Genomic DNA, 18,197 nt, shown 5'->3' with positions numbered 1-18,197 from the left:
TAACGGAAGGTCGCCGGAACTTGTTCCTTCAAAACATGCCAAATCGGCTTACTCTTTCGGCCGTTCATTCCGCATCGCCGCAGCTATCCTCGCAACGAGCGGGATCGCGCCAAAATTCTCGATGGCCACCGACAGCTTCGGTTTCCAATTGGGATAGTCGTCACTTGTGCCTGGAATATTGGTCGGCCGTTTCTCGCTAGTCAGGTCGGCAAGGCGGACGGCGGCAAGGAGCGAGGGGGTCCTGGCAATGAAGCGGTACGCACAGACAACCAGATCGTGCAGCTTCTCTTCATCCGCTGTTCTAGCGGTGAGCTGCGCCGGCGGATCAAGACCTGCGTTCCCGAGCGCTTCCTTGAGGTCCCTGCGCTCACTTTTCCGTTCCTTGACATGTTGTTCCGTCACATCGGGCGGCACGATCCCATGTTCGGCCCTTGCCTTGACATCGCGACCTCGCCACCAGCCGGCCAACGTCTGGTGGTCATGGGTGGAGATGCAGGCGAGGGCCAGGGCCGGATAGACCTCCGCCGGTCTGAAGCCGCTTTTGTCCCGCTCATAGGAAAGGACGCGATAGGAAAGTATCTGCGCCTCGGAGAGATCATCCTGCAATCCTTCTGGAAGCATGCCGAGGTCTTCGCCGATCACCACGCAGCGGTATCGCGCCGAGACCTTTGCCAGGATCTTCAGCAACCGACGCTGCGGGTAGTCGACATAGGCGCCAGCCTCCGGCAGGCTGTCCAGCGGCACCAGAAAGAGGCGCCTCAGCGCCGCCGCGTGGTCAATGCGGATGGCGCCGGCATAGCGCATCGCCGCGCTCACCATCCGACGGTAGGGGGAACGCCTGCCCGAAGCGATCGTAGAGGGCCGAAATGCGGCCAGATGCCAATCTTGACCTTGCGTCGCAAAGGGGTCCGGCGGGCTTCCGATCGTTGCCCCGGCGATGTAGATGTCCCGCTTGCTCCAGGTCGCGGAACCGTCGATGGCTTCGCCAACCGCAAGATCGAGGTAGAACCCTATCCGCAGGCCGACCTTGCGCGCATGCTCGGCCGCCTCGGCGAGTTGCCGGTGTGCCAGCCACTGCAGCCACATATGGAAGCGAACTTCGTCCGCATTCTCCCGCTCGAATTCCACAACGGCTGGGTTATCCGGGTTTTGATATTCGGCCGGCCAGGTATGCCAACCAGCTCCTGCCGCCGATTTCACCATCGAAAACGAGATTGCTTCAAAGAGCGCATGACGGCGCAGCCCCTTGCGGCCCTCATGCAGGAACGCCTCGAAATCCGCAGGATCGTAAACCGGGTGGCGCGATGGCACGCCTCTCTGCCAGTTGGCCCAAAGAGACCTCAGGACGGCGAGCTTTGTGTGAGCGACCCCAACGTAATCAACGAGATCGGTTTGCCGCAGATCCTCCAGTCGGCGATCGAGCGCCAGGCTGCTCGCAAAGCCTGGAACCTGATCGACGGCTACGTAGAGCGGGTTGAGTCGCTGGCGGTTCGAAGGCTCGTAGGGGCTGCAGCGATCGGGATCGGCAAGAAAGGGAGCATGCAACGGATTGAGGCCGATGAAGTCACCCCCGAGCGACCGGACGAGATCCGCCATAACCGTAAGATCCTCGAAATCCCCCATTCCCCAGTTGCGCGAGGAACGCAGTTCATAGAGCTGCAGGCTGATCCCCCAGACACGGGTCTTACTGAGTCCCTCCGACAAGTATGCTTTCGGGGTCTTCTTTTTCATCGAGCGGGACCTTGCCGAATGGGCGCCGGCCTTCCCGGACGATTTCGGCGGCCCTTTCTTCGGCCGCGGCTCGATCTTCAAGGCGGCCAGGATTTTTCGCTTGGTCTCGTTGGAGATCGGCACTTCCTGACCATCCGGACTGGGCCTGGTGATGCTGATGCCGTGTCGCCGAGCCAGTTCGTCGAGTTGCTTGGACTTCATCGTTCAGTCGCCTTCTTCGCCTCCGGCCGTCGTCCTTCGCGAGGTCAGGTCTTGCTGATGCTCCAGATCACCGACCATGGTGCGAGACGGCCGCGGTTGATCGAGCCGCAGGCGAAAATCTGCTCCATGTTCTTATTCTGCGAACTGATGGACCTCTCCTGATCGGTCAGGTTGGCGAGCAGATGCAGCTGGACACCCCCGGCCAGCGTCCAATCGACTGCGACCGCGCTCCCTGCGGTGCGAAAGACACCGGTCTTGCCGCCGAGACCCTGCAGCAAGGGCGCGATCCGGCGGTGCCTGATCTCCAGAAGTGTCTTGTAAAAGCCGAGCATATCCACCGAAGAGGCATCGGCAAGCTTTGACCAATCGAGCTTGGCTGAAGCGAATGCGGAGTGCGCAGTCGGATCGAGAAGGTCTTCGGCATCGAAGCCTGGCAACCGGGACAGCTCCTCGCGGCGACCCTTCCTGACCTTTTCGTTAAGGTCCTCGTTGAAATCACAGAAATAGGGGAAGGGCTCTTCGGCGCCCCATTCCTCACCCATGAACATCATTGGAACCTGCGGGGCCAGAAGGTAAACAGCGGTAATCGCCTTGATCGCGTCCTTCGGGCGTGAGGCGACCATCCGATCCCCCAGCGCCCTGTTGCCGATCTGGTCGTGGTTCTGGATGAAGGAGATGAAGGCTGTGGGTGGAAGCTCCGCACTCGGCTTGCCGCGGGGCCGTCCACGATACGGCATGTGCTCGCCCTGGAACACGAAGCCAGCGGCGAGCGCCCGGCCGAGCTTGGCGACGTCACCGGCGTAATCGGCATAATAACCGAAAGTCTCTCCAGTCGCTGCAACATGCAGCACGTGGTGAATGTCGTCGTTCCACTGCGCCGTAAAGAGCGGTGCCGCACGTTCGGCGTTTCGCTTCAGAATATCGCTGTCATTGTCTTCGTTTTCGACAATCAGATGGACATTGCGGCCTGCGGCGGCTGCCCGCACACGACGGGAGAGCTCGTGCAGGAGATGTTCCTGGCTGTCGTCGTTGATGGCGTGGACGGCATCGAGGCGCAGACCGTCGAGCCTGAATTCGGTAATCCAATAGAGGGCATTCTGGATGACGAATTCGCGCACCGGCCCCGAATCCTCGCCATCGTAATTGATGCCATTGCCCCATGGCGTCTTGTGATGCTCGGTGAACAGCGGCGCATAGGCCGGCATGTAATTTCCATCCGGCCCGAAGTGATTGTAGACGACATCGAGGAACACACAGATTCCCCGGTGATGGGCCGCGTCTACCAAGGCCATCAGATTTTCCGGTCGCCCATAGCTGCTATCCGGAGCATAGGGAAGCACTCCATCGTAGCCCCAACCGTAGCGACCCGGGAAATCGCTGACGGGCATGATCTGGATTGCCGTGACGCCCAGCTGCCTCAGGTGATCAAGCCTTTCAATCGCGGGTAGGAAGCGACCCTCCTGGGTAAAGGAGCCGATATGCATCTCATAGATGACGATCTCCTCCCATGGCCGGCCCGTCCACGCTTCTCTGCTCCAGCCATAAGACGCCAGATCAATAACCTCGCTTGGGCCATGGACGTCCCGCGGTTGGAAGCGGGAAGCGGGATCGGGAACTTCAAGGCCGTCGGGCAGCACGAACTGATAAAGGGTGCCCGGGCCGGCGCCCGAGACTTCACAATGGTGCCATCCGTCACCAACCGGCCGCATCTCCAGTGGCTTGGCACCTTCCAGCTTCACAGATACGCGTCTATGAAAAGGCGCCCAGAGCCGAAAAAGAACGCCGTCATCGGTGAGGATTGGGCCAAACATCATTCTGGTCAAGGCGGTGCCTTCCGGTTGAAACAGAGTGAAGCGTTAACTCGACCGCCGTGAAAATGTTTCGAGGCTCTGCTGCTCTAAGAGCGAGAATGCAGCGCCCTTTCCGAGTAACAGACACTGAGGGAGCTTAAATGACACCGGCTCGCGGCCGTGCAATGTCGTTGACACCTTCCGCATCAGGCGCTTGTCCATAGCTCATGCGGCGCATTTGCTCGAGGACCCGCGCCATTTCGTCGTCGGGCAGCACCGGCGGTTCGCCGAGCGTCAAGGCCTGCACATAGATGCGTGACAACGTCTCGACTTCGATCGCCAGCCACAGGGCGGACTCGAAAATCTTGCCGAGCGAGATCTGGCCGTGCTGACCGAGCAGGCAGGCGATCCGGTCCTTCAGCGCCACCAGCGCGTTGTCCGACAAAGCCTGTGTCCCGAACGTCGCGTATTCGGCGCAGCGTATCGTCGTGCCGCCGGCAACGCCGGTCATATAATGGAAGCTGGGAATAGTCGTGTGGTGGCAGGCGAGCGTTGTCGCGTAAATCGAATGGCAATGCAGCACGACATTGATATCGGTGCGGTTCTTCAGGATGTCGCGATGAAAGCGCCATTCGGACGATGGGCGGCGGCCGACATAGGTGCCGTCGAAATCCATCTCCACCAAGTCCTCCGGCGTCATCGCGTCGTAGGGCAAGGACGACGGGGTGATTAGAAAACCGCTGCTGGTCCGCACGGACAGGTTTCCGGCCGTACCTTGATTGATGCCACTCGAATTCATCCGCCGGCAGACATCGACCATTTCGCGACGCAGCGCTGTCATATCGGTGTGTTCGTTCATGAAGTGAACCTTTCCTGATGGACGTTGAAATCGTTGCGCGCCGCATGCCGCGCCTCGCTTCGCCAGCGTTGGGCATAGGTCGCCAACTCGGCGGGCGGATGATGGAAGACCGGAGGCTTTTCGAGTGCGATCGAGGCGGCCCCCGGCGGAGTCTATGGGTTGCCAGGAGCGCTGCGCCGGATGCAACGCCATAGGGCTCGAGGCCGGCGAGCGTCTCACAATCCGGACGGAGCGCCGCCACGAGCGAGCCATAGAGCGGATCCCGCAGGAAGCTGCCATCGAGAATAAGCGGTCCGCCGTTCGCCAGCGCATCGACGCATTCGATCGTCAGCAGCGCCGTGTAAAGAACCGCCAATGCCCTGCGCTCGGCGTCATCGGTCGACCGAGGGCCGACGATCCTTCCCCTGCCGGCGCTGCCCGGAAACAGGCCGTCATCGTTCCCGAAGGAGGGCAAGGCCATCGTGCCCTGCCCGATCAGCCGGCTAACAAGCCTCGCGCTCGCCCCGCCGTTGGCATTGCCAACCCCTGCGACGTGGCCGAATTCCCGCCCGCCCATCGTCAGCGCGCCGCCGACGGGACGGCCAAATACGTCGCTGTTGCAGGTCATTCCCCGATGCTCGTCCAATCGCGTAAGCGGCGTCTCGGCGTTCAGCGCAACGATCCAGGTGCCGGTGGAAACGACGGTCGCATCCTCCAATCCCGCCGCCTGATAGCGGTAGAAGTTGGCGCTGCTGTCGTGGATGCCCGCCAGCACCTTCATATCGGCCGGCAATCCATACCGCTTCGCAAGACCCGCGCGGATGGTGCCGATTGCTTGCCAGGCCGTGGCGAATGGCGGCATCAGCCTGGCCCAGCCTTGCGAGGTCACGACTGGCGACCAGCGTCTTTCCGCAACGTTCCACAAATGGGATTGCGCACCGAGAACCGTCGTTTCCGACGCCGCCACAGCCGATAGCCGCCACGCCCAGTATTGCGGCACGCCGAGAAACCAGCGTGCTCGAGCAAAAGCCCGAGGCTGCGCCTGCTGCATCCAGAAAATCTGCCGCGCCTGATGGGTGGCACCGTGCATGATCGCACTGCCACGATCGAGGAAGGAGCCGGAGAGCGGTCGATAGCCTTCGCGGATACTGTCCGGTAAAGCCTGCTCGTAATCGATCATCGGCAGGACGGCTCCATCGCCGTCATCGGGTTTAGATCCGACCAGCACGCCACCGGAACCGTGACCAGTCGCGACGAAGGTGGAAAGCGGGTGGCGTCCGGAAAGAGCGGCCAGATTGTCGAACACCCAATCGCTCAGCCCCTGCAGGTCGTGATGCTTCCAAGGCGGGCCTTCCAGCACCGGGTTGCAGACCGACAGCGTTTCGACAATGTCACCAGCGGCCGTCACTGCATTGAGCTTTACGTTGCTCTTGCCCACGTCAAGCACGGCGACAGTCGCCGGCTGTCTGTCTTCCCTTAGATCGGTTGCCTGCCCTTCCGTCATTTCGGCTTTCCGGATTGCCGTTCAGATCAGGCCGTATTGCCGCGCCTTGTTGCGCAAGAACGGCAGGCCGTTGCCCATCACTTCGGCCTCATCCTTCGCAACCGGGCGCCAGACCGCGAGTCCGTAAGCGACTTCAGGCGGCATGTTGATGAAGCTTTCCATCGCCAGCCCGCCCTTGAAGCCTATGGCAGCGAGTGCCGCGTACACCTCGTTCCAGGGAATGTTGCCGTAGCCAGGCGTGCCGCGGTCACTTTCCGAAAGGTGGATGTATTTCAGGTGATCGCGAGCATCGAGAATGCCGTTGGCGGCGCCCTTCTCCTCGATGTTCATGTGATAGGTGTCGAGATGAACGAAGACGTTGTCGGCACCGACCCGCTCGATCATGTCAACCGCCTGACGGGCGGTATTGATCAGATGATTCTCGTAACGGTTTACCGCCTCGACACCCAGTTCGATACCCTTCGGCTTGGCATGCTTGGCCGCCGCCTGCAGGACGCGCGCGATATTGTCGTATTCGCCCTCAGTCGGCGGAACCCCGGTGCGCTCGCCGATGCCGCCGAAGATCACGCCGGACAGCGCTTCCGCGCCCATTTCCGCCGTCTTGTCGATGGCGACCTTCAAGTGCTCGATCGCCGCGTCGGGACGAACGGAGGCCCAGGCGCTTTCCGGCAGGCCAAGCGAGCAGACAGAGCGCAGCCTGTGTTTTTCCAGCAGCGCCCTGGTATGCGCTGCATCGACTGCCGGCGCATTCAGGAGCGCGATCTCGATGAAATCCATCTCGTACTTGACGGCGGCGGCAATCGCCTTCTCCGCACCGGCGCGATCCCAGTTCATGGTCCACATGCTGGTGTGAACACCGAAACCTTCCATGGCCTTATCCCTTTTTTCGCTTGAGAAATTTGAGATGCCCGGCCGCATAGCGCAGGATCATCACGGTGATGAGCAGGATGCCCCAGACGGCTGTCGCAAGATGCTGGTTGGCCCCCATCAGGTTGAGGCCGGATGCGAGCAGCTGCAGAACGACGAGCGCCACGAAGACGGGGATGACCCTCCCAAAGCCGCCAAATGGATTGACGCCGCCGAGGAAGCAGGCAAGCACGGTGATCAGCAGATAGGATTCACCGTGGCCGACGCGCACCGAGTTGAAGCGGGCGAGCATGATGATGCCGGCGACCGCGCACATGGCGCCAGACAGCGTATAGACCAGCACCAGGACCTTGCGCGTACTGATGCCCGAATATCGCGTCGCCTCGATGTTCGAGCCGATCATGTAGGTGTTGAAGCCGAGCTTCATGCGTGTCAGCAGCAGATGCCAGATCGCCACGCAGCCGATGAAGACGAGGAGCGGCACCGGAAAGCCGAGCACGCTGCCGTGGCCGAGAGGCGCAAGGTAGGCCGGGAAACCTGACACATCTCCTCCGTGCGTCAAGAACTCGCCGAGTCCGCGCAAGAAGATCATCATCGACAGCGACACCAGGATCGGGTGGGCCCGCGTATAGGCAATCACCAACCCCATCACCACGCCGCTCGCCGCCCCGACGCCGATGGCGAGGAGGCTACCGAGCACGAAAGCAAAGGGTCCCGCATCGACACCCCCGTGTGCCTTCAGCACCCAGGCCAGTGTCAGGCCGGCGATGTTGGCGGTGAAGGTGATCGCGAGATTGAGCCCGCCGGTCAGCACCGGCAACAGCATGGCGAGCGTGAGAAGCCCGAGTTCCGGTAGCTGGAAGGCCACCGAACCGAAAGTGGCGCGGCTCAGGAATTGTGGTGACGCGAAGCTGAAGAAGAGCAGGACCATAAAGAGCGCAAGTCCGGGCCCGGCCATTTCCGGCCCGATGATCGCCCAGCGGCGTTTAAGGAGGGCGGTCATCTGCGGCCTCCTTCCTGACGCATGAACGGCAGCAGCTTTTCGATGCTGGTGTTCGACAGCGTAATGGCGACCAGGATGATCGCGCCGACGATCATCTTGAAAGCATAGGGCGAGACGCCCGCGAGATTGAGGCCGTTCTGCGTGATCGAGATCAAGAGAACCCCGAGCACGCAGCCGAGGACGGAGCCCTTGCCGCCGCCGAGCCGGGCACCGCCAAGCACTACGGCGGCAAGCACGTCCAGCTCACGACCATAAAGCGCGTTTGGAACGACTTCCTGTGCGTAATGCGCCTGGATCAGACCTGCGATTCCCGCCATCAGACCAAGCCAGCCAAAGGCGATGAACTGCATTGCGGCGATATTGATGCCGAACCGGCGCGCCCCTTCGGGATTATCGCCGAAGGCATAAAGCTGCCGCCCCGTCGTCGTTCGGGTGATGAAGAGCCAGGTCGCAACGACGCAGATGACCATGACCAGCACCGGTAGCGTGATCTCGATCCAGCTCCCATCCGCCATCTCGTGCTCGAACAGGACAACGCGCGAGGTGAGCCAGTCCGGGAGATTGTAAATCGAGACGCCGCGCGTGAAAAACATCAACAGCCCGAAATAGATGTTGAAGGTGGCGATGGTCGCGACGATCGAAATGATCCGGAATCTGTGGATGAGGAAAGCATTAACGGCACCGAGCAGGATGCCGAGAACGCCGGCAATCAGCAGACCGCTCACCCAACCTCCGCCACCCATCCAGCCGAGCAGGATGGCGGTGATGTATTGAACGACGGAGGCTGCGACCGCAAAGGAGATATCGATGCCGCCGGCGATCAAGACGACGAGAAGCCCGACGGCGAAAATGATATTGACGGCGCTGGTGTTGAGCAGATCGAACGCGTTTCCGAGCGAGAAGAAGCGGTCGGTGACAATCGACAGGAACAGGCTGATGATCACCATGACGGCAAGCAGCGCAAATTCCGTCGCGTGGGATTGAACGAGTTTACGCATAGACGGCCGCCTCGATGTCCTCAAGCGCGCAGTCGCGCGGCGTGAACCGATTGACAATACGCCCCTTGGCCATGTGCAGCACGCGGTCCGCATGGAAGTAGACCTCCGGCACCTCGTCGGAGATCAGGATGATCGCGAGGCCGCTGGCTGCGAGTTTGGCGACGATATCGAAGATGCCGGCGCGGGCACCGACGTCAACGCCGACGGTCGGAGCGTCGAGAATGAGCAGCTTCGGACCGGTCGCCAGCCACTTGGCGATGGCGACGCGTTGCTGGTTGCCGCCGGAAAGCGTCGAAATCGCATCGTCCTGCTTGCCGATCTTGATGCCCAGATCGGTGATCCATCGGGCGACCAACTCCTGCTTGCCGGTATCGGACAGCAGCCCACCGGAGATGATGCGGTCAAGCGACGCGATGACAAGATTGTCGGCGATCGATTGCGGCTGAATGAGCCCGAGAGACAGCCGATCCTCGGAGAGATACGCGATCCCGGCCGCGATCGCGTCGCGATTGGAGGAGAAACGGACCGGCTTGCCCTCAAGCCTGATGGTACCTGCCTTCGGCTTCAACATGCCGAACAAGGACAGCGCGAGCTCGGTGCGCCCGGCACCAAGCAGGCCGGTAATACCGAGGGTCTCGCCGCGTCGCACGGTAAAGGAAATATCCTGAAACTGCCCGGGCCGGGTGAGACCCTCGACCTCCAGCACGACCGGATTGCTGCCGACGTCACGGACATGGATCGTCTGGTCGAAGGTCTTGCCGGTCATCAGCTCGGTGATGCGCGACTGGGTCATTCCGCTTGTCGGGTAGACGCCGACGAGCGCCCCGTCCCTCAGAACCGTCAGCCGGCTCGATATCTCGAGCACCTCGGCCAGCCTGTGGCTGACGAACACCACGGCGACACCGGATGCAGAGAGTGTCCGGACGATGTCGAGCAGATGGTCCGTTTCCGATTGCGTCAGCGAGGCAGTCGGTTCATCCATGAAGACCAGCTTGGCTTCGCCGATCAGCGCACGCGCAATCGCAACGATCTGACGCTTGGCGATCGCGTAGTCCTTCAGGGGCCGGTCGACATCCAGCTTGACGCCGAGCCGGGCCAGCGCTTTCAGCGCGGTTTGGCGCATGCTGTCGTAATTGACAAACCGGGGCCAGCGGCCAAGCACCGTCTGAAATGCGATGTTTTCGGCAACCGTCATTTCCGGAAACAGAGCAAGGTCCTGCCAGATGACCTGGATGCCTGCGGATTGCGCCGTCACCGGCGACATGTGCGTATAGGTCTGGCCGTCGTAATCGATGACGGCGCCGGGCTGTGGACGGTAGACGCCGGTGATGATCTTGATCAACGTGCTCTTGCCGGAGCCGTTTTCACCGGCCAGGCAGTGCACCTCGCCCGGCAGAACGTCGAAGCTGACGTTCTTCAGCGCCTTGACGCCGCCGAAGGTCATGTTGATGTTACGCAGGGACAACAGCGGCTCTGGATGGCCGCTCTCCACAGTTTCAGGTGCGATCATCGTTTCGATCCGAAGAATTCCCGGGCACCACCGAGCCAGCCGAAGCCAGCCCGGCAGCCCGGGAGGAATGCGTTCGGGGAACGTTACAGGCCCATGCCCGCGAGTTCGTCCACCGTGTCCTTGTTGATCGGCAAGAGTTGATCGACGATGATATCGTTGCCGACCGGCTTGATCACGCCAAGACCGGGAATGTCGTCGCCTTCCTTGACACTCTCGCCCTTGATCAGGCGATCGGCCAGCGTCACGAAGACTTCGCCGGCCTGCTTCGGATTCCACATGAATCCGCCGGAAATCGCATCCGCCTTGATCAGCTTCTGGCCCTGGCCGGGCGAGAAGGGCCCGAGAACGAAGATTTCTCCAGTCTTGCGCCGCTCCTCGATGGCGCGGCCGGCACCGATCGGGCCTTGGCTGCCGAAAGCGAGAAAGCCCTTGAGGTCCGGATGAGCCGAGATGAGATCGAGCGCCGTCGAGCGGCTCTTGTCGACATCTTCAGCCACGCCGTACCGTTCGCCGACGAGCTTCATATCGGGATAATTTGCCTTGATGTACGCGACCGCCGCATCGGCCCAGGCATTGTGCAGCGGAACTGTGAGCGAGCCGACGAACACGGCATATTCGCCCTTGCCACCCATCTTCTCAGCCAGAAGCTTGGCATGAGCTTCGCCGAAACCTTTCGATGAGGCCAGTTCGAAATTCCAGTCGGCGCCTTTCTGGCCGGGAGATTCATGGGTGATGACGATGATGCCCGCCGCCTTGGCTTTGGCCAGAACGGGTTCAAGCACCTTGGCATCGTTCGGAACGACGCCGATCACTTTGACCTGCTGGGCGATCAGATCCTCGATGGCGCGCACCTGAAGCGCCGGGTCGGCACTCGTCGGACCCACCATGAACGCATCGAGACCGAGCTTGGTCCCCTGCTCCTTGATCCCGGCCTCCATGGCATTGAACCACGGAATGCCACCGATCTTGACGACCACGCCAACCTTGTCGGCGGCCTGCGCAGCGAACGAAGCTCCAAGCGACAACGCTGCAGCAAGCGCTGCAATCATAAGCTTTTTCATGCTTCTCCTCCTCCGAACGTTCCGCGCAGGAACACGCCTTCGGCCGCCAATTGGCGTGCCAAGTTTCAGTTCCGATCTATGCGGAAAATCATGTCCTCCAATTCGCCGCCTCCTCAAGCGGACCTCGATGGCACAAGTGGCATTTCCTTCTTGCACAATCGATGGTGCAAGTAATATCATTTGAATTCAAGCTTTGGTCAAGGGGAAATTGGCAATAGAGGAGATGTCGGGAGGACGGCATGAAGCAGCAGGGCAAAAAGAAGGCTACGATCTATGATCTCTCGGTCCTGTCCGGTTGCTCGGCCTCGACGGTCAGCGCCGTGCTGAACGGCACCTGGCGCAAACGACGGATCGCGGAAAGCACGGCCGCACTCATTCAAAACCTGGCCGAACAGCACCAATATACGGCAAACCTGCAGGCCCGTGGTCTGCGCCATTCGCGCTCCGGCCTCGTTGGGCTGCTTCTGCCTGTGTACGACAACCGCTACTTCTCATCCATGGCGCAGACCTTCGAGGCCCAGGTGCGCAGCCGCGGCAAATGTCCCATCGTCGTCAGCGCCTCACGCGATCCGAAGGAGGAACTTGCGACGGTCGAAACGCTGATCTCCTATTCGATCGACGAGCTGTTCATCACCGGTGCGACCGATCCCGATAGCGTTCACACCCTCTGCGAAGCCGCCGGCATCCGCCACATCAACATCGACCTGCCCGGAACCAAGGCGCCATCTGTCATCAGCGACAACTACGAGGGCGCCCGGATGCTGACTGAGGCGATCATCCGGCGTTTCGATGCCACCCGCCCTCTGAAACCCGAGGAGCTATTCCTGTTTGGCGGACGCAACGATCATGCCAGCCGGGAACGCATAAGAGGCTTTCGCGATGTCAAATCAGCTTTGCTGGGAGGCGATAGCGACGCCTGCATTCAGCCGACCGGCTATTCGCCGGCGATGACGCAGCGAGCCTTCGAGACCTTCTACGAGCGCCAAGGAAAGTTGCCGCGCGGGCTCTTCATCAACTCGTCGATCAACTTCGAGGGCCTGCTCCGCTTCATGGCCCAACATCCCCACGAGACCTTCGCCGACATCGTCGTCGGCTGCTACGACTATGATCCCTTCGGCTCATTCCTGCCCTTCCCCGTCATCATGATCAGGCAGAACATCGAGAGCATGCTCGAGAAAGCATTCGAGCTTATCGCCGAGCATCGCCCCACGAACAAAATTCACCTCATCCAGCCGGAGTTGGTCCATCCGCGCACGGCGCTGAAAGGCCCCCTGGACGCGATCAAGGATATCTACGCTTAAGCAGGAAGAGCGGGGAGCCGGACCATTATTTTTCGCAGAGACGCCGCTCGCCGCGATAGGGCTGGTACGTACAATCCGAGGCTCGGAAGGAGCGATAGCTTCGCGAGCAGGCGCGAATATTGCACGAAGCAGCGGGTTGCTGTTCGCTCGTCAATATCTCCGCCCCGGAGCCATCGGGCGTAGAGGGGCTGGCCATGGCGGCCTGCATGAATTCGCGCCATATCCGAGCAGGCAAGGCGCCACCTGTTACCCCTTTCATCGGCGTATCGTCATCATTGCCGACCCAGACGCCCGCGACCAATGAATCGGTAAAGCCAACAAACCAGGCATCGCGATTATTCTGGCTGGTGCCCGTCTTCCCCGCAGCAAAGAAACCCGGTGAAGCCTCTCGTCCGGTCCCTCGCTCCACCACTAGCTGAAGAAGCGTAGAGAGGTCATCTCGATAGGCGGAAAGATCGACTGACGGCGTCACCTGCGGACCCACCCGGAAGGCCTGGGGCTCCGTCGCAGCTTGAAAGTCGATCACGCCCCATGGCTCCACGGGTGCGGTCCCCCAGCGAACGGACGCGTAGGCGCCCGTCAGGTCGAGCAAGCTGACCTCCGACGCCCCGAGCGCGAGGGCCGGCACCGGGTTGAGAGGCGCGTCGATTCCCAGCTCCTTGGCTGCCGCAGCGACATTCTCCATTCCCACATGCTGCGCCAGCACGACGGTCGCGGCGTTGAGCGAGCGGGCAAAAGCTTCGGCAACGGTGACCACGCCGCGGTAGCGACCTCCAGAATTCTCCGGGGCCCAGCCATCGACCTTGATCGGCCTGTCGTAGACGCGATCGCTCAGGCTGATGCCCTGCTTCAAGGCAGCATAGTAGACGAACAGCTTGAAGGTGGAGCCTGGCTGGCGCATTGCCGCGACAGCCCGGTTGAACTGGCTCGCCTTATAATCGCGCCCTCCGACCATTGCGACAACCGCGCCGTCGGGCGTCATGGCCACCAATGCCGCTTGCGACGCGCCGAGCGCTTTTCCGTCTTCATCGAGCGCCCGCTTGATCACCTCTTCTGCGGCGCGCTGGAGACGCGGCACCAAAGTGGTGCGTACCGTCACCGAACTGACCGAAGAACCCGCGATCTCGCCGGCCTGGCTCGATATCCAATCGGCGAACCAGCTGCCCAGACGTGGCGCCGGCGGGGTCAGGTGCAATGCAGTGAATTCGGCTTTCGCAGCAGCGGCCTCGCTCAACTTGAGCTTGCCGTTTGCAACCATGGCGTCGAGCACGGTCGCGGTTCGCCGCCGAGCGCCCTCGAAATTGTCGATCGGGTTCAGCTGGCTTGGCGCTTGCAGAAGGCCGGCGAGCATCGCTGACTCGCGAATGTCGAGCGCACCAATATCCTTGTCGAAATAGATCCGCGCTGCCGCCGGCATGCCGGTGGCGCCAGCGCCAAGATAGACCGAGTTCAGATAGCGTGTCAGAATCTCCCGCTTGCCGAGCTTCCATTCCAACCAGAAGGCGACGACCACTTCCTGGATCTTGCGCTTCAGCGTCCGGTCGCTTTCGAGATAGAGGATCTTGATAAGCTGTTGCGTGATGGTGCTGCCGCCCTCGACGATTTCGCCAGCCTGCAGGTTACGGAGCATGGCGCGTGAGATGCCCCTGAGGTCTATTCCGTAATGATCCGGGAACCGCCGGTCCTCGATCGAGAGCACGGCATCGATCAGGTGCGGAGGAAATTCTTCATAGCGCGCATAGCGGCCTTGGAACCTCCCCTGCCGGACGAGCGGCTGGCCGTCGGCCGTTTCAAGAAAGATCGTGGGCTTCAAGGAGCCGTCCGCGATCTCCCGCCAGGGCACATCCTTCAATGCCCAGATCAGGAGGATGCAGCCCAGCGAACCCAGGGCCAACAGACCCTTCCAGGAGCGAAGCCGCGGCCGGGCAGCGATCATGCACGTGAACATCCTCCTTGACCGAGAGGCGACGGAGCGTGAAGCGGCTATGAATCTGGCTCTTGCTTCTGGGACATCGACGTTACCCGCTCTTTCCCTGAGCGTCTTGGCCGCAGTGAGGAACCGTCTGGCACCGCGACGAGACGTCAAGCCGATGTCATGGCGCAATGCATGCGCAAGTTCCCGAACCGCGCGCCTGCTGCGCTCAAAAGGTGAGGGCAACGGCTCGGTCGCGTCGTTTCCGGGCGTTGCATCGGCAGCTGGACCAGACTCTGTCTTGATGGCTGTGTCGTTGTCTGTCGGCGTTGCGTCCGTGGTCACAGATTCCACCGGTTTGTGATCCCTGCGGAGGGCTCATCTTTTTCCAATTCGGTAATATGCAGGACTTCTTACCGAAGATTAGGTCACCACGCCATCAACTAGGACTGCACATTTTGGCGGGAAGCCCGGAGCCCTAGAAAAATGGGAGGGTTTGTTTCGGCCCTCCCCGAGAGGAGTCCAGAACTGCAACTCTCAACCACCACGCCGAATTGGTCTGAAGCATCGCCAATAAAGCACGGGCTCGTGTCTCCTCCGCCATGCGTCCGCATTGTTATCAAGCTCAGCTTTCAGTAAGCTTTCTGCCAAAGGAAAACGTGAACGTGCGGCGCGTCTCCATGACTGGGATGGGTTAACGTAGGAGGATGACATGGACTTAGAAGATCTGCGATCCGAGTACGAACAGAAGATCAAGGAACATGAGGACCATCTGAAGACGATGGATGAGAAGGAGATCCAGCACTTCCAAGCGGAAGGGAACGGGCCACTTGCAAATATCACTGAGCGTATCAAGGCGGAGTACCGCCGGAATATCGAAACCTACACGGCGCTGATCGCTCAGATCGATGCGATGCTGGGAGCTTAGGCCAAAACGCAGAATCCTCGCGGATTGAGACCAACGCTGCACCGACGCTGGCCCGGTTAGGCCGCGTGCGGCGACAACCCGATCGGCCCTATCTTTGCCTTCGACTGTCCGCTAAGGAGACCAAATATGACCGCCATCGATCTGAACAGTGATCTCGGAGAAAGCTACAGCGCCTGGACCATGGGCGACGATCAGGCGATGCTTTCGATTGTCTCCAGCGCCAACGTTGCCTGCGGTTTTCATGCCGGCGACCCGATAGGCATCCTGAAGACCGTACGGGCCGCGGCTGAAAAGGGCGTTTCGGTCGGGGCGCACGTCTCCTATCCCGATCGCGTCGGCTTCGGCCGCCGCGACATGGATGTCACCAGCGCTGAACTGATCGCCGATGTCATCTACCAGATCGGCGCCTTGAAGGGCATTGCCGCCGCCGCCGGGGTGGCGGTCGGCTATGTCAAACCGCACGGCGCCCTCTACAACCGCATCGCCTATGACCCGAAACAGGGACAGGCGGTGATCGACGCCATCAAGGCCGTCGACCCGTCGCTGGTGCTGATGGGGCTCGCCAACGCGCCGATCCTCAACCTTGCCCGCGAGGCTGGTCTCACGGTCGTCGCAGAGGCCTTTGCAGACCGCGCCTACACCCCGGACGGTCAGCTTCTCTCGCGCCGCGAGCCGGGCGCCGTGCTGCACGATACTCAGCTCATCGCACGCCGCATGCTGCAGCTCGCTCACGAGGGTACGCTGGAAGCGATCGACGGCACCACGATCAAGATCGACGCTCAGTCGATCTGCGTGCATGGCGACAACCCCAGCGCAGTCGCCATCGCCCGGGAAATCCGCCGCTCCTTCGAGGCCGACGGCATCACCGTCCGCTCCTTTCTTTCCGCCTGATCAAGGCCACGGCTGAGGTGACGATGCGTTTTCTGCCCGTCAGCCTGACAACCCTGCTTGTCGAACTCGCCGATCTCGACGAGACGCTGGCGCTTTTTGCCTCACTTAAGGCCGAACCGGTTGAAGGCATCGAGGAGATGATCCCAGCCGCCCGCACGCTGATGATCCACTTCCGGCCGGAAAAGCTGACGGCGGAGAAGCTGGCAGGCAGGATCAGCAGGCGCGATCTTTCCGCCCGCCTTGCGCCCTCCGACAAGCTGATCGAGATCCCCGTCCGCTATGACGGCGAGGACCTTGAGGACGTGGCAAACCTCACTGGCCTGTCGGTCGAGGACGTCATCCGCCGCCACACGGAAAGCGAGTTCACTGTGGCGTTCTGCGGTTTCGCGCCGGGCTTCGGCTATCTCGTCGGCGGCGATCCGGCGCTCCAGGTGCCACGCCGCCAAAGCCCGCGCACGAGGATCCCGGCGGGCTCGGTTGCCTTGGCTGGCGCCTTCAGCGGCGTCTATCCGCAGGCGAGCCCGGGCGGCTGGCAGATCATCGGCACCACGCCGGAAAAGATGTGGGACCTTTCGCGCGATCCGCCCGCGCTGTTCCAGCCCGGCTATCGGGTGCGCTTCTTCGATCTTGCGAAGAAACACGCCCCGACGACGCCGACGGCCGTGAGCTCAAAAATCACCAAACCGGTGGGTCGCTCCGCCTCGGACGGCTTGACGCTCAAGGTTCTCGCCGCGCCGATGCCGGCGCTGTTCCAGGATCTCGGACGCTTCAGTCAGACCGGCCAGGGCGTCTCGGCCTCCGGCGCGCTCGACAAAGGCGCGTTGAAGGCGGCCAATCGCGCCGTCGGCAATCCGATCGATTCGCCCTGCCTCGAAATCGCGCTCGGCGGTTTCTCGTTCGAAATTTCGGGACGCGCGGTGGTGGCTGTTACGGGCGCACCCTGTCCTGTCACGATACGCGATGCCTCAGGCCAGACCATTCCTATTGAAACCTATCAGCCGATCTCGCTGGAGCCGGGCGATATCGTCACCTGTGGCCATCCGCAGAGGGGCATGCGCAGCTATCTCGCCGTGCGCGGTGGCTTTGCCGTAAAGCCGGTTCTGGGCAGCGCCTCCACGGATACGCTTGCGGTCGTTGGCCCCGAAGCGGTGACAGCCGGTGCGGTGCTGACCGTTGGCACGCAGACCAAAGCTCTTAAGGCGGTTTCCGTGACCGAAGCCCCGGCCTTCGAGCATCCGGCACCGGGCGATACCCTGACGCTCGATGTTGTCATGGGTCCGCGCAGCGACTGGTTCACCGAGGGCGGGATTGCGAACCTTTCCGCGCAACTCTGGCAGGTGACGCCGCAGTCGAACCGCGTCGGAATCCGGCTTTCCGGCGATGTGCCGCTGGAGCGCAAGGACAAGGCGGAACTGCCGAGCGAGGGTACGGCGACCGGCGCGATCCAGGTGCCGCACAGCGGCCAGCCGGTGCTCTTCCTCGCCGACCATCCGCTGACGGGCGGCTATCCGGTGATCGGCACGGTCGCCGAATACCATCTCGATCTCGCGGGACAGATCCCGGTCAATGCAAAGATACGCTTCCGGCCCATAACTGCCTTCGCCGAAATACGGCCTGCCGAGGCGTGAGATCCCGGCGAGATAAAAGACGTGAGGAGCCCGC

13 protein-coding genes and 1 pseudogene are annotated in these 18,197 nt (G+C 61.6%); 4 read left to right on the top strand and 10 right to left on the bottom strand.

Annotation, left to right across the window (positions count from 1 at the left end; translation table 11 throughout):
• Positions 1–48: 48 nt before the first annotated feature.
• From malQ to HGP14_RS11300, 9 genes and pseudogenes are all read right to left on the bottom strand, one after another.
• A complete protein-coding gene (gene malQ / locus HGP14_RS11340) occupies positions 49–1,932 on the bottom strand; it encodes a 4-alpha-glucanotransferase (RefSeq protein ID WP_168829936.1) in 1,884 nt (627 codons plus the stop codon).
• A 44-nt stretch (positions 1,933–1,976) separates the two neighbouring features.
• Positions 1,977–3,746, bottom strand: coding sequence for a malto-oligosyltrehalose trehalohydrolase (gene treZ / locus HGP14_RS11335; RefSeq protein ID WP_168830293.1), 1,770 nt, complete (start codon positions 3,744–3,746; stop codon positions 1,977–1,979).
• A gap of 133 nt (positions 3,747–3,879) precedes the next feature.
• On the bottom strand, positions 3,880–4,581 hold the full coding sequence (locus HGP14_RS11330) for a class II aldolase/adducin family protein (RefSeq protein WP_246704424.1): 702 nt from the start codon (positions 4,579–4,581) through the stop codon (positions 3,880–3,882).
• Positions 4,578–6,064 (bottom strand): annotated as a pseudogene (locus HGP14_RS11325) (FGGY-family carbohydrate kinase). The gene HGP14_RS11330 and the pseudogene HGP14_RS11325 overlap by 4 nt, the downstream one beginning before the upstream one ends.
• A gap of 21 nt (positions 6,065–6,085) precedes the next feature.
• On the bottom strand, positions 6,086–6,934 hold the full coding sequence (locus tag HGP14_RS11320; protein WP_168829935.1) for a sugar phosphate isomerase/epimerase family protein: 849 nt from the start codon (positions 6,932–6,934) through the stop codon (positions 6,086–6,088).
• 4 nt (positions 6,935–6,938) lie between these two features.
• Entirely contained in the window at positions 6,939–7,934 is a 996-nt protein-coding gene (locus tag HGP14_RS11315) for an ABC transporter permease (RefSeq protein WP_168829934.1), read from the bottom strand.
• The gene (locus HGP14_RS11310) at positions 7,931–8,932 is read right to left on the bottom strand and encodes an ABC transporter permease (protein ID WP_168829933.1); all 1,002 of its coding nucleotides are present in this window, start codon (positions 8,930–8,932) and stop codon (positions 7,931–7,933) included. The genes HGP14_RS11315 and HGP14_RS11310 overlap by 4 nt, the downstream gene beginning before the upstream one ends.
• The gene (locus HGP14_RS11305) at positions 8,925–10,442 is read right to left on the bottom strand and encodes a sugar ABC transporter ATP-binding protein (RefSeq protein WP_168829932.1); all 1,518 of its coding nucleotides are present in this window, start codon (positions 10,440–10,442) and stop codon (positions 8,925–8,927) included. The genes HGP14_RS11310 and HGP14_RS11305 overlap by 8 nt, the downstream gene beginning before the upstream one ends.
• 83 nt (positions 10,443–10,525) lie before the next feature.
• A complete protein-coding gene (locus tag HGP14_RS11300) occupies positions 10,526–11,503 on the bottom strand; it encodes an autoinducer 2 ABC transporter substrate-binding protein (RefSeq protein ID WP_168829931.1) in 978 nt (325 codons plus the stop codon).
• A 239-nt stretch (positions 11,504–11,742) separates the two neighbouring features.
• On the opposite strand from HGP14_RS11300, the gene HGP14_RS11295 reads away from it, so the two are divergent.
• On the top strand, positions 11,743–12,804 hold the full coding sequence (locus tag HGP14_RS11295) for a LacI family DNA-binding transcriptional regulator (RefSeq protein WP_168829930.1): 1,062 nt from the start codon (positions 11,743–11,745) through the stop codon (positions 12,802–12,804).
• Positions 12,805–12,829: 25 nt separating this feature from the next.
• On the opposite strand, the gene HGP14_RS11290 is transcribed toward HGP14_RS11295, so the two are convergent.
• Positions 12,830–14,752, bottom strand: coding sequence for a PBP1A family penicillin-binding protein (locus tag HGP14_RS11290; protein ID WP_409527071.1), 1,923 nt, complete (start codon positions 14,750–14,752; stop codon positions 12,830–12,832).
• A 676-nt stretch (positions 14,753–15,428) separates the two neighbouring features.
• Between HGP14_RS11290 and HGP14_RS11285 the strand changes: the two genes are divergently transcribed.
• The 3 genes from HGP14_RS11285 (at position 15,429) to HGP14_RS11275 (ending at position 18,163) form a co-directional block, all read left to right on the top strand.
• A complete protein-coding gene (locus HGP14_RS11285) occupies positions 15,429–15,644 on the top strand; it encodes a hypothetical protein (RefSeq protein WP_168829928.1) in 216 nt (71 codons plus the stop codon).
• Positions 15,645–15,770: 126 nt separating this feature from the next.
• Positions 15,771–16,535: a LamB/YcsF family protein gene (locus HGP14_RS11280; RefSeq protein ID WP_168829927.1), complete on the top strand. Its 765-nt coding sequence runs from the start codon at positions 15,771–15,773 to the stop codon at positions 16,533–16,535.
• Between the two features lie 23 nt (positions 16,536–16,558).
• On the top strand, positions 16,559–18,163 hold the full coding sequence (locus tag HGP14_RS11275) for a 5-oxoprolinase/urea amidolyase family protein (RefSeq protein ID WP_168829926.1): 1,605 nt from the start codon (positions 16,559–16,561) through the stop codon (positions 18,161–18,163).
• The last annotated feature ends 34 nt before the right edge of the window (positions 18,164–18,197 follow it).

This window comes from Rhizobium sp. P32RR-XVIII (genome assembly GCF_012641395.1).
Taxonomy (GTDB): domain Bacteria; phylum Pseudomonadota; class Alphaproteobacteria; order Rhizobiales; family Rhizobiaceae; genus Rhizobium.
Note: the sequence above shows the minus strand (reverse complement) of the source record. Positions and strands in the feature narration are given on the sequence as shown.

Excerpts from the sequence above, each read along its gene's own strand:
- malQ (WP_168829936.1), bottom strand. The coding sequence starts at position 1,932 with ATGAAGTCCAAGCAACTCGACGAACTGGCTCGGCGACACGGCATCAGC.
- treZ (WP_168830293.1), bottom strand. The coding sequence starts at position 3,746 with ATGATGTTTGGCCCAATCCTCACCGATGACGGCGTTCTTTTTCGGCTC.
- HGP14_RS11330 (WP_246704424.1), bottom strand. The coding sequence starts at position 4,581 with ATGAACGAACACACCGATATGACAGCGCTGCGTCGCGAAATGGTCGAT.
- HGP14_RS11320 (WP_168829935.1), bottom strand. The coding sequence starts at position 6,934 with ATGGAAGGTTTCGGTGTTCACACCAGCATGTGGACCATGAACTGGGAT.
- HGP14_RS11315 (WP_168829934.1), bottom strand. The coding sequence starts at position 7,934 with ATGACCGCCCTCCTTAAACGCCGCTGGGCGATCATCGGGCCGGAAATG.
- HGP14_RS11310 (WP_168829933.1), bottom strand. The coding sequence starts at position 8,932 with ATGCGTAAACTCGTTCAATCCCACGCGACGGAATTTGCGCTGCTTGCC.
- HGP14_RS11305 (WP_168829932.1), bottom strand. The coding sequence starts at position 10,442 with ATGATCGCACCTGAAACTGTGGAGAGCGGCCATCCAGAGCCGCTGTTG.
- HGP14_RS11300 (WP_168829931.1), bottom strand. The coding sequence starts at position 11,503 with ATGAAAAAGCTTATGATTGCAGCGCTTGCTGCAGCGTTGTCGCTTGGA.
- HGP14_RS11295 (WP_168829930.1), top strand. The coding sequence starts at position 11,743 with ATGAAGCAGCAGGGCAAAAAGAAGGCTACGATCTATGATCTCTCGGTC.
- HGP14_RS11290 (WP_409527071.1), bottom strand. The coding sequence starts at position 14,752 with ATGTTCACGTGCATGATCGCTGCCCGGCCGCGGCTTCGCTCCTGGAAG.
- HGP14_RS11285 (WP_168829928.1), top strand. The coding sequence starts at position 15,429 with ATGGACTTAGAAGATCTGCGATCCGAGTACGAACAGAAGATCAAGGAA.
- HGP14_RS11280 (WP_168829927.1), top strand. The coding sequence starts at position 15,771 with ATGACCGCCATCGATCTGAACAGTGATCTCGGAGAAAGCTACAGCGCC.
- HGP14_RS11275 (WP_168829926.1), top strand. The coding sequence starts at position 16,559 with ATGCGTTTTCTGCCCGTCAGCCTGACAACCCTGCTTGTCGAACTCGCC.